General features: G+C 59.4%; 10 protein-coding genes. 4 read left to right on the top strand and 6 right to left on the bottom strand.

Going from position 1 to position 10931, the window contains the following annotated elements; translation table 11 throughout:
* Positions 1-37: 37 nt before the first annotated feature.
* Positions 38-1759, bottom strand: a complete 1722-nt coding sequence (gene aceK / locus F475_RS23945; protein WP_086944851.1) for a bifunctional isocitrate dehydrogenase kinase/phosphatase — start codon at positions 1757-1759, stop codon at positions 38-40.
* Between the two features lie 128 nt (positions 1760-1887).
* Here aceK and F475_RS23940 point away from each other — a divergent pair, with 128 nt between their 5' ends.
* Positions 1888-2796, top strand: a complete 909-nt coding sequence (locus tag F475_RS23940; RefSeq protein ID WP_018926741.1) for a DMT family transporter — start codon at positions 1888-1890, stop codon at positions 2794-2796.
* Positions 2797-2903: 107 nt separating this feature from the next.
* On the opposite strand, the gene F475_RS23935 is transcribed toward F475_RS23940, so the two are convergent.
* Both F475_RS23935 and cysK read right to left on the bottom strand, forming a co-directional pair.
* On the bottom strand, positions 2904-3842 hold the full coding sequence (locus F475_RS23935; RefSeq protein ID WP_018926742.1) for an aspartyl/asparaginyl beta-hydroxylase domain-containing protein: 939 nt from the start codon (positions 3840-3842) through the stop codon (positions 2904-2906).
* A gap of 212 nt (positions 3843-4054) precedes the next feature.
* Positions 4055-5029 carry a cysteine synthase A gene (cysK, locus tag F475_RS23930; RefSeq protein WP_018926743.1) on the bottom strand — a complete coding sequence of 325 codons (975 nt, stop codon included), beginning with the start codon at positions 5027-5029 and terminating at the stop codon, positions 4055-4057.
* Between the two features lie 126 nt (positions 5030-5155).
* On the opposite strand from cysK, the gene F475_RS23925 reads away from it, so the two are divergent.
* The 3 genes from F475_RS23925 (at position 5156) to F475_RS23915 (ending at position 8422) form a co-directional block, all read left to right on the top strand.
* A complete protein-coding gene (locus F475_RS23925; RefSeq protein WP_111454871.1) occupies positions 5156-6232 on the top strand; it encodes a DUF748 domain-containing protein in 1077 nt (358 codons plus the stop codon).
* 144 nt (positions 6233-6376) lie between these two features.
* A complete protein-coding gene (locus F475_RS23920; RefSeq protein ID WP_018926745.1) occupies positions 6377-7222 on the top strand; it encodes a MoxR family ATPase in 846 nt (281 codons plus the stop codon).
* 21 nt (positions 7223-7243) lie between these two features.
* Entirely contained in the window at positions 7244-8422 is a 1179-nt protein-coding gene (locus F475_RS23915) for a VWA domain-containing protein (RefSeq protein WP_007934103.1), read from the top strand.
* A 112-nt stretch (positions 8423-8534) separates the two neighbouring features.
* On the opposite strand, the gene F475_RS23910 is transcribed toward F475_RS23915, so the two are convergent.
* The 3 genes from F475_RS23910 to F475_RS23900 are packed head-to-tail and all read right to left on the bottom strand — an operon-like array spanning position 8535 to position 10911.
* Positions 8535-9461 (bottom strand): biotin-dependent carboxyltransferase family protein, encoded by a 927-nt coding sequence (locus tag F475_RS23910; RefSeq protein WP_111454870.1) that lies wholly within the window; start codon positions 9459-9461, stop codon positions 8535-8537.
* On the bottom strand, positions 9458-10162 hold the full coding sequence (gene pxpB, locus F475_RS23905; protein ID WP_111454869.1) for a 5-oxoprolinase subunit PxpB: 705 nt from the start codon (positions 10160-10162) through the stop codon (positions 9458-9460). Before pxpB ends, F475_RS23910 begins: the two co-directional genes overlap by 4 nt.
* A complete protein-coding gene (locus tag F475_RS23900; protein WP_111454868.1) occupies positions 10159-10911 on the bottom strand; it encodes a 5-oxoprolinase subunit PxpA in 753 nt (250 codons plus the stop codon). Before F475_RS23900 ends, pxpB begins: the two co-directional genes overlap by 4 nt.
* Positions 10912-10931 lie beyond the last annotated feature (20 nt).

Here is a 10931-nt window from a genome sequence, read left to right as displayed (position 1 = left end):
GCAAGCTCCCTCGCCACAGTGTGTTCGCTCAGACGAGCTATTCGTTATCCAGCCCCTTGCGCCGATACGGAAACACATCAATCACCTTCCCCGCCCGAATCGCTTCCTGCAGCCCCTTCCAGTAATCGGCGTTGTACAGCTCGCCGTGCAACTGATCGAACAACTTTCGCTGCCCGGAATCGGCAAACAGGAACGGTGGAAACTCCTCGGGGAACACGTCCAGTGGCCCGATCGAGTACCACGGTTCGGAGGCCATTTCGTCTTCCGGCGTGCGCGGTTGCGGGATGTGGCGGAAGTTGGCTTCGGTCAGGAAGCAAATTTCGTCGTAGTCATAGAACACCACGCGACCGTGACGGGTGACGCCAAAGTTTTTCAACAGCATGTCGCCGGGGAATATGTTCGCCGCCGCCAGTTGCTTGATCGCCAGGCCATAATCTTCCAGCGCCTCGCGCACCTGCGCCTCGTTGGCGTGTTCCAGATAAAGGTTCAACGGTGTCATCCGGCGTTCGGTCCAGCAGTGACGGATCAGCACCGTATCGCCCTCCACCGACACCGTGGACGGCGCCACTTCAAGCAACTCCTCCAGGCATGCCGGTTCGAACTTGCTCAACGGGAAACGGAAGTCGGCGAACTCCTGGGTGTCGGCCATGCGCCCGACCCGGTCGACGCTTTTTACCAGGCGATACTTTTCGATCACGGTGGCACGGTCGACGTTTTTCGACGGTGAGAAGCGGTCCTTGATGATTTTGAATACGGTATTGAAGCCCGGCAGCGTAAACACGCTCATGACCATCCCGCGCACGCCGGGGGCCATGATGAACTGGTCGTCGGTGTTAGCCAGATGATTGATCAGCGCCCGGTAGAACTCGGACTTGCCATGCTTGTAGAAGCCGATCGAGGTGTACAGCTCGGCGATGTGTTTGCCTGGCAGGATGCGTTTGAGAAAGCCGATGAACTCCGCCGGTACCGGCACATCGACCATGAAGTACGAACGGGTGAAGGAGAAGATGATCGACACCTCCGCCTCGTCGGTGATCAGTGCATCGATCTGGATGCCCCGCCCTTCGCGGTGCAGCAGCGGAATCACCAGTGGCCATTGATCGTCCTGGGTGAAGATGCGCCCCACCAGATAGGCGCCCTTGTTGCGGTAAAGCACCGAGGAAAACAGCTCGACACTCAGCTCCGGGTCCTTGCAGACCCAGTCCGGCAGGTTCTCGCGCAATTGCGCTTCGAGGCGACGCAGGTCGCCGGGCAAATCGGCGTAGTCCTCGCTGAAGCGATAGTCGGTAAAAATACTCGCGAGCATGCCGGACAACTGGCCATGGGGCTTGTAGGTGCGGGTTTGCGCCGCCCGGGCGCGGCGCAGGCTTGGCCGCGTGGTGTGGATGAACATGCAGCCGTCGCTGATCAGGTCGTGGCTGAACAACCCACAGAAAATCGAGTTGTACCAGGTCTCGGACAGTTCATCGTCGAAGCGCAGGTCGATCAGGCTGATATAGGCGCTTTTGACCAACGGCCAGCTGCTGACGTCCATTAGCACATCGGCGGCGAACGACTGATGCAGGCGCCCGACCGTTTCGCCGACTTTCTCTTCGTAGAGGTTGATCCGCGCCGCCGACGCGACTTGTGTCGCCTGCCACTGGGCTTGCTCGAAGCGGCCTCGGGCACCGTCGGTGATCTGACGGAAATGCTCGCGGTAATCGTCAAAGCCATCGAGGATCATTCGGGCGATGTCGGCGGCTGGCCATTGCTGCGGCATGGTGAAACCTCTGCGGCTGTTCTTATCGTTGGAGCTTGAGCTTAGTGGCCCCGTGTGACGCAACGCAACCATTGCCTTGTACCCCGACTGGCGCGACACTTGCGCGCCAATCAAGGAAGGAAAGTGCTGTGAACCCCGTCGATATCCTGCGTTTGTTGTCACTTGCCGCCATTTGGGGGGCGAGCTTTCTGTTCATGCGCATTATCGCCCCAGTGATTGGCACAATCCCCACTGCCTTTTTCCGTGTATCGATTGCCGCTGTCGGGCTGCTGGTGATCGTCGGGCTGCTGCGTATCAGCTGGGATTTCAAAGGCAAACTCAAGACGGTGATGCTGCTCGGAGTGATCAACTCCGGGGTTCCGGCGACGCTCTATTCCGTGGCCGCGCAAGTGCTGCCGGCGGGCTATTCGGCGATTTTCAACGCCACCACGCCCTTGATGGGCGTGTTGATCGGCGGGTTGTTCTTCAGTGAAAAACTCACCGGAGCGAAGGTCTGCGGGGTGTTTCTCGGACTGTTTGGCGTCGGCATCCTCACCCGTGCAGGCCCGGTGGCGTTCGATATGCAACTGCTGATGGGCGCACTGGCGTGCCTGATGGCTACCACCTGTTATGGCTTTGCCGGCTTCCTCGCCCGCCGCTGGCTCGACCAGGCCGGCGGCCTCGACAGTCGCCTGTCGGCCCTGGGCAGCATGCTCGGCGCCACCTTGTTTTTGCTGCCGCTGTTCGGCTACAGCGTGATCAGCCAGCCACCGGCAAGCTGGGGCGGCTGGAGTGTCTGGTTGTCGTTGCTGGGATTGGGCTTGGGCTGCACCGCGTTTGCCTACATCGTTTACTTCCGTTTGCTCAGCTCGATCGGCCCGGTGAAGTCGATGACCGTGACCTTCATGATTCCACCGTTCGGGGTGTTGTGGGGCGCACTGTTGCTGGATGAGCCGTTGTCGATGGCGCACCTCTATGGCGGAGTGTTGATTGCGGCGGCGTTGTGGCTGGTGTTGAAGCCGGCCGTGGTGAAGCCGGTTGAGGTGGTTGCCCGATAAAACGCCTTCGCAGGCAAGTCGGATCACTTACAAGGCCCGGAGCTCATGAGCAAGCGCGCATAAAAAAACCGCTCCCAAGGAGCGGTTTTTTCATTCCATGGTCGGCCTCAACCGAACAACCAATACCCCAACAACGTCAACACCACCACCGCCAGCACCGGTCGCAGCACGCGATAGGCCTTGGGGTTGCGGCGCTTCCACTGCTTGACCATACCGCTGAATTTGTCGCTGAAAGTCTTGCTCCAGGCATAAGCCTGGTTGATCCCGCCAACGCGCTCATCGTCAAGGTTCTGCGGCGCAGTAGCACGCCCCAGCCAGCCGCTGATCCAGCGGTTGATGCGGGTCATCAGGCGGTTGCTCAAGGGGCGTTCGATGTCGCAGAACAGGATGACGCGGGTTTGCTCGGTTTCGTTCTTGACCCAGTGCACGTAGGTTTCATCGAACATCACGTCTTCGCCATCACGCCAGGCGTAGACCTGACCGTCGACGAAGATGCGGCAATCATCGGAGTTCGGCGTCGACAACCCCAGGTGATAACGCAGGGAACCGGCGAACGGGTCGCGGTGCGGGTTGAGGTGGCTACCGCCCGGCAACAGCGCAAACATCGCGCCTTTCACATTGGGGATGCGGCTGACCAGCTCGACGGTTTTCGGGCAGAGCAATTCAGCCGATGGCAGCGGTTTGTCGTACCACTTGAGGTAGAAACGCTTCCAGCCCTTCTTGAAGAACGAACCGAAACCGGCGTCGTTGTTCTTTTCGGCGGCGCGAATGTAGCCCTCGTCGAACAGGTGCATGGCTTCGTCGCGGATAACTTCCCAGTTGTCCCTGAGCACGTCGAGCTCCGGGAACTTGCTGCGGTCCAGATAGGGCTTGGACGGCACACCGGAGAACAGGTACATCAAGGCGTTATAGGGCGCGAACAGGGCCGAGTGATTGACGAACTGACGCAGGACCGGCAAACGCGCCTTGCCACGCAAATGCACATAGAGCGTGCTGCCGAGGAACAGCAGCAACACCGACGCCTTCGCGACAAAGGAAAAGCTCATCTACGACTCCTTGAGAATAGGAAACTCCGCACAACGCCTTTTACCCGACGTGGCAGTCGGCCATGATAAACACTACCGGCCTCGGGAAAAACCCGTATTACTCAACATTCAGTGTTAAGGATTGTGCAATAAAGCACTTCTTAACATAGGGTTCCTGAACGGGGGCTGACCTGAATCAACCCCCTGATCGGCTTCAAAACAGCCATAAAATCTTATTGCTGATTTTCCTGTTCGGTAAACAAGTCACTGAACAGCATGCTCGACAGGTAGCGTTCGCCAGAGTCGGGCAGGATCACCACGATGGTCTTGCCCTGCATTTCCGGGGTTTCGGCCAGGCGTACAGCCACCGCCATGGCGGCGCCGCAAGAGATGCCACTCAAAATCCCTTCTTCTTGCATCAGGCGCAGGGCCATCGCCTTGGATTCGTCGTCGCTGACCAATTCCACTCGGTCGACCATCGACAGGTCCAGGTTCTTGGGCACAAAACCAGCGCCGATGCCCTGGATCTTGTGGGGGCTCGGTTTGATCTCTTCCCCAGCGATCGCCTGGGTGATCACCGGGGACACCATTGGCTCCACCGCCACCGAGAGAATCGGTTTGCCCTGGGTATTCTTGATATACCGCGAAACCCCGGTAATGGTTCCACCCGTTCCGACGCCCGCTACCAGCACGTCGACCGCACCGTCGGTGTCGTTCCAGATTTCCGGGCCGGTGGTTTTTTCGTGGATGGCCGGGTTGGCCGGGTTTTCGAACTGCCCCGGCATGAAGTAGGTGGACGGATCACTGGCGAGGATTTCGGCAGCTTTCTCGATCGCGCCTTTCATGCCCTTGGCCGGCTCCGTCAACACCAGTTCGGCGCCAAGGGCCTTGAGCACCTTGCGTCGTTCGATGCTCATGGACGCAGGCATGGTCAACATCAACCGATAACCACGGGCGGCGGCAACGAATGCCAGGCCGATACCGGTATTGCCCGAGGTCGGTTCGATGATGGTCATGCCGGGCTTGAGTTTACCGCTGCTTTCAGCATCCCAGATCATGTTCGCGCCGATTCGGCACTTGACCGAATATCCAGGGTTGCGCCCTTCGATCTTGGCCAGAATGGTGACACCGCGCGGGGCGATACGGTTGATCTGCACCAGCGGCGTATTGCCGATGGAATGGGCGTTGTCAGCATAGATACGGCTCATGGCTGGGTCCTTATACCGCGTTGAATTAGCCCTCCAAGGTATGCCTGTTGCTCGTGGTCGTCCAGTCAGTCGAACGTCCGGCTGCCATAGCAGTCAACCGCTTTACACCGCCAGAGATTTGCCGCCATGAAGCGTCGATACAGTTGGCCCCTGTTGACCCTCGCCGGCCTCCTCATGTTGCTGGTTGCCGTGCATATCGCCCTGCCCTACATCGTGCGTGACTACCTGAACGAGCGATTGGCCAACATGGGCGACTATCGCGGGCAGGTTACCGACGTGGACCTGGCCCTGTGGCGTGGCGCCTACAAAATCAACGGGTTGAAAATCGTCAAGGTCGAAGGCAAGGTCCCGGTGCCATTCGTCAACGCGCCATTGATCGACCTCTCCGTCAGCTGGCACTCGCTCTGGTACGACCACGCCGTGGTGGCCAAGGCACAGTTCGACAAACCCGAGGTGAACTTCGTCGATGGCGGCGCCAACAAGAAAAACTCCCAGACCGGTCAGGGCACCGACTGGCGGGCACAGTTGGAAAAATTGCTGCCGATTACCCTGAACGAAGTGCGGATCAACGATGGCCGGGTCACCTTTCACAACTTCAATTCAAAACCACCCGTGAACCTGAGCGCTACTCAGGTCAATGCCAACATTTACAACCTGACCAACGTAGTCGACACCAAAGGCAAACGCGATGCCCGTTTCGATGGCAAGGCGCTGTTACCGGGGAATGCACCGCTGGAAACAACGGCAACCTTCGATCCGCTGAGCAATTTCGAAGACTTCGAGTTCCGCCTGCGCGCCAGGGACCTTGAACTCAAACGCCTGAACGACTTCGCGTCGGCCTACGGCAAGTTCGACTTCAATGCCGGCCATGGCGACCTGGTCATCGAGGCCAAAGCCAATAAGGGTCAACTCACCGGCTACATCAAGCCACTGTTGCGGGACGTCGAAGTGTTCAATTGGCAACAGGACGTGGAGAACAAAGACAAAGGGATTTTCCGCTCCATTTGGGAAGCGCTCGTCGGCGGCACCCAGAATGTATTGAAGAACCAGGCGAAAAACCAATTCGCCACTCGCGTCGAACTCAAGGGCAACGTGCATCAGCGGAATATCAGCGCGTTCGAGGCGTTTTTGCAGATTTTACGCAACGGTTTCATCCAGGCGTTCAATGCCCAGTACGAACGACCCAAACCGGATGCGGGATGAGTCACGAAGTGACGCCCCATTCAGAGACTGAATAACCCGTCTGCGTTCACAGTCGACCGACCTGCGCGTTATAGTCGAGCCTGACCATTTATTGCGCCCCGCCCTGCCTCGCTCAGGTCGGCGTTACCGTTCGAGGATTAGCAGATGAAGTTCGAAGGCACCCAGGCCTACGTCGCCACCGATGACCTGAAGCTGGCGGTCAACGCCGCTATCACCCTGGAGCGGCCACTGCTGGTCAAGGGTGAGCCAGGCACCGGCAAGACCATGCTCGCCGAGCAACTGGCCGAGTCCTTCGGCGCCAAGTTGATTACCTGGCACATCAAGTCCACCACCAAGGCGCATCAAGGCCTGTACGAGTACGACGCGGTCAGCCGTCTGCGGGATTCGCAACTGGGCGTGGACAAGGTCCACGACGTTCGCAACTACCTGAAAAAGGGCAAGCTCTGGGAGGCGTTCGAGTCCGAAGAGCGGGTGATTCTGCTGATCGACGAAATCGACAAGGCCGACATCGAGTTCCCCAACGACTTGCTGCAAGAACTCGACAGGATGGAGTTCTACGTTTACGAGATCGACGAGACCATCAAGGCCAAGAAACGTCCGATCATCATCATTACCTCCAACAACGAAAAAGAACTGCCGGACGCCTTCCTGCGCCGCTGCTTCTTCCACTACATCGCGTTCCCGGATCGCGTGACGCTGCAGAAGATCGTCGACGTGCACTACCCGGACATCAAGAAAGACCTGGTCAGCGAAGCGCTGGACGTGTTCTTCGACGTGCGCAAGGTGCCGGGCCTGAAGAAGAAGCCCTCGACCTCCGAACTGGTGGACTGGCTGAAACTGCTGATGGCCGACAACATCGGCGAAGCGGTATTGCGCGAACGCGATCCGACCAAGGCCATTCCGCCGCTGGCAGGCGCCCTGGTGAAGAACGAACAGGACGTGCAATTGCTTGAACGTCTGGCGTTCATGAGCCGTCGCGGCACTCGCTAAGTACCAATAAGGGCGATCGCCATGCTGCTCAATCTGTTCAACGAAATGCGCGCAGCCAAGGTGCCGGTCTCGGTGCGTGAGCTGCTGGACCTGATCAACGCGCTGAAACAGCGCGTGACCTTCGCCGACATGGACGAGTTTTATTACTTGTCGCGGGCGATCCTGGTGAAGGACGAACGGCATTTCGACAAGTTCGACCGAGCGTTCGGTGCCTACTTCAACGGTCTGGAAAAGCTCGACGATCACCTTCAGGCGTTGATCCCCGAAGACTGGCTGCGCAAGGAATTCGAACGTTCCCTGACTGACGAAGAGCGGGCCGCGATCCAGTCCCTCGGCGGCCTGGACAAGCTGATCGAAGAGTTCAAGAAACGCCTGGAAGAACAGAAAGAACGCCATGCCGGCGGCAACAAATGGATCGGCACCGGCGGCACCAGCCCGTTCGGTTCCGGCGGTTTCAACCCGGAAGGCATTCGGGTCGGCGATGCCGGTAAGCGTCAGGGCAAAGCGGTGAAAGTCTGGGATCAGCGCGAGTACAAGAACCTCGACGATTCGGTGGAACTGGGCACGCGCAACATCAAGGTCGCCCTGCGTCGCTTGCGTAAATTCGCCCGTCAGGGCGCGGCGGAAGAACTGGACATCGACGGCACCATCGACCACACCGCGCGCGATGCCGGGTTGTTGAACATCCAGATGCGTCCGGAGCGGCGCAACACCGTCAAGCTGTTGCTGCTGTTCGACATCGGTGGCTCGATGGACGCCCATGTGAAGATCTGCGAAGAGTTGTTCTCGGCCTGCAAGACCGAGTTCAAGCATCTGGAGTACTTCTACTTCCACAACTTCATTTATGAATCGGTGTGGAAGAACAACATGCGCCGCACCTCCGAGCGCACCGCCACCCAGGACTTGCTGCACAAATACGGCGCCGACTACAAAGTGATCTTCATCGGCGACGCCGCCATGGCGCCCTATGAAATCACCCAGGCCGGCGGCAGCGTCGAGCACTGGAACGAAGAAGCCGGTTACGTGTGGATGCAGCGCTTCAAGGAAAAGTACAAGAAGCTCATCTGGATCAACCCGTACCCGAAAGACACTTGGGGCTATACCTCGTCGACCAACATCGTGCGGGATTTGATCGATGATCAAATGTATCCGCTGACGTTGCGGGGGTTGGAGGAAGGGATGCGGTTTCTTTCCAAATAAAGATTGTTGTTGTCTGTGATGCCGCCTTCGCGGGCAAGCCTCGCTCCTACAGGTTTCGGTGTTCGTGCGTCATGCATTGAACCTGTAGGAGCGAGGCTTGCCCGCGAAGCTTTTAACGGTTAACAAACCGGCGCAAATACTCGACTTGTTCGCGATGCGCGACGTCCTGCACCACCGGTTTCAACCGCACCGTCGCCCCCGGCAGACACTGCGCCAGCCGCGCCAACGCCAACGGTGTCAACGCCCCCAACCGCGGATAACCGCCAATGGTCTGCCGGTCATTGAGCAGCACAATCGGCTGCCCATCCGGCGGCACCTGGACCGCCCCCAGCGGGATGCCTTCGGAAATCATCGGCTTGCCCTGATACTGCAATGCCGCTCCCAACAGACGAATGCCCATGCGATCGGCGCGACTGTCGAGGGTCCAGACGCTGTTGAATGCGTCAAACAGACTCTGCCCGCTGAATTCACCGATTTGCGCACCAAGCACCAGGTCCAGCGGCGTATCGAGGTTGAAATCCGGAACGTGCTCGCGAGGCAGTTCCCGTACCAGCAGCGGCGCCTCGGTGGAGTACTTCAACGACGATCCCTTGGCCAACGCCCGGCCCATGCCGTCGAGGCCGCCGAGTTCCTCACGCACCACAGTCGCAGTGCTGCCCAGCACCTTCGGCGCATCAAACCCGCCTGGTGCCGCGAGGTACGCCCGAGCGCCAAGCAACGGTTGCGTGAATTGCAATCGTTGACCTTTGCCCAGTTTGAAACTGCGCCACGGCGCCAAGGGCTGGCCATCAATCTGCGCCCCAAGATCGGCACCAGCCAATGCCAGCAAGCAATCGTCCTCGGCCACCACACTGAACCCGCCGAGGGTAATTTCGATCACCGACGCATCCAGCCCGTTGCCCAACAGCCAATTGGCCCACGACATCGATCGCCAATCCAGTCCGCCGCCCTGGGTCACGCCCAGATGCCGCACACCAAATCGCCCGGCGTCCTGCAACAGGCAAAGCGGTGTACTTGCTTCAATCGTCAGTCGGCTCATGCCAAGGTCTCCAACGGCGTGTCATCACCGCCCAGGTTGATGAACTCGGCATGACTGACCGCCTCGAAGCGCACCGTGTCGCCCGGTTGCATCAAGCTGTAGCCGTCGCGTTCACGGTCGAACAATTTGGCCGGTGTGCGACCGATCAGGTTCCAGCCGCCGGGGGACACTACCGGATAAGCCGCCGTCTGGCGTTCGGCAATGCCGACACTGCCGGCGGCGACTTTTTTGCGCGGGGTACTCAGACGCGGTGCGGCCAACACGTCTTCCACCAACCCCATGAACGCGAACCCCGGCGCGAAGCCCAACGCGAACACCTGATACTCGTGTTCGCTGTGACGGCGGATCACTTCATTCACCGCCAAGCCGCTACGCTGGGACAACAGGTTCAACTCCGGCCCAACGCTCAAGTCATACCAGACCGGCAGCACATGGCATTTACCCTTGGCCCGAGCGTTGGGCGTCAGATCGATCAGGGCTTGAGCAATCAACTCCCGGGCCTGGGCCGGGTTCAATGCCATCAGATCGTAATGCACCATCAGCGTCGTGTAGGACGGCACCAGATCGATCAAATGGCTGGCGAATGCTTCTCGCAAACGCTCACTGGCAGCCAGCATCCACGGCATGTTGGCCTCGGCAATTTCATCGAACAGGCGCACCATCAGGCAATCGAGCGCCACCACTTCCACCCGTGGCTTCATGATGCGCTCTGCTGATTCAAGGCCTCGCGAATGCGCCGCACGGCGGCCACCGAACTGGCGTTGTCGCCGTGTACGCACAAGGTATTGGCCTGCAGGTGCAAGGCGCTGCCATCGCTGGCCGTGAGGTTGTCACCGCGGGCAATGATCAGCGCCTGTTCGATGATTTTCTCGGGATCGTGATGCACGGCCCCCGGCAGTTGCCGCGAGACCAGCATTCCGGCGCTGTCGTAAGCGCGATCGGCGAAGGCTTCAAACCACAGGGTCACGCCGTATTCGTCGCCCAACTGCTGGGCGGAGCTGTTGTCGCGAGTGGCCATCAGCATCAGCGGCAGTGTCCGGTCATAGGCCGCCACGGCCTGGATCACCGCGCGCAATTGCGCCGGGTTGGCCATCATGTCGTTGTACATCGCGCCGTGGGGTTTGACGTAACTCACCCGCCCGCCCTGAGCCCGGCAAATGCCGTCGAGGGCACCGATCTGGTAGTGCAACAGGTCCTGCAGTTCCTGGGCGGTATACGCCATGGAGCGGCGGCCGAAACCGACCAGATCCTGATAGGCCGGATGCGCGCCGATCTGCACGCCGTTGCTCAGGGCCAGACTGACGGTCTTGCGCATGATGCTCGGGTCGCCGGCATGGAAACCGCAGGCGATGTTGGCGCAGTCGATGAAGGGCATGACCTCGGCGTCCAGACCCATGGTCCAGTTGCCGAAACTCTCGCCGATGTCGCAGTTCAATAGCAGGCGGTTCACGGTGAACACTCCTGTAGGCT

The organism is Pseudomonas sp. URMO17WK12:I6, assembly GCF_003253625.1.
Taxonomy (GTDB): Bacteria; Pseudomonadota; Gammaproteobacteria; order Pseudomonadales; family Pseudomonadaceae; genus Aquipseudomonas.
Note: the sequence above shows the minus strand (reverse complement) of the source record. Positions and strands in the feature narration are given on the sequence as shown.

Excerpts from the sequence above, each read along its gene's own strand:
- aceK (WP_086944851.1), bottom strand. The coding sequence starts at position 1,759 with ATGCCGCAGCAATGGCCAGCCGCCGACATCGCCCGAATGATCCTCGAT.
- F475_RS23935 (WP_018926742.1), bottom strand. The coding sequence starts at position 3,842 with ATGAGCTTTTCCTTTGTCGCGAAGGCGTCGGTGTTGCTGCTGTTCCTC.
- cysK (WP_018926743.1), bottom strand. The coding sequence starts at position 5,029 with ATGAGCCGTATCTATGCTGACAACGCCCATTCCATCGGCAATACGCCG.
- F475_RS23925 (WP_111454871.1), top strand. The coding sequence starts at position 5,156 with ATGAAGCGTCGATACAGTTGGCCCCTGTTGACCCTCGCCGGCCTCCTC.
- F475_RS23920 (WP_018926745.1), top strand. The coding sequence starts at position 6,377 with ATGAAGTTCGAAGGCACCCAGGCCTACGTCGCCACCGATGACCTGAAG.
- F475_RS23915 (WP_007934103.1), top strand. The coding sequence starts at position 7,244 with ATGCTGCTCAATCTGTTCAACGAAATGCGCGCAGCCAAGGTGCCGGTC.
- F475_RS23910 (WP_111454870.1), bottom strand. The coding sequence starts at position 9,461 with ATGAGCCGACTGACGATTGAAGCAAGTACACCGCTTTGCCTGTTGCAG.
- pxpB (WP_111454869.1), bottom strand. The coding sequence starts at position 10,162 with ATGAAGCCACGGGTGGAAGTGGTGGCGCTCGATTGCCTGATGGTGCGC.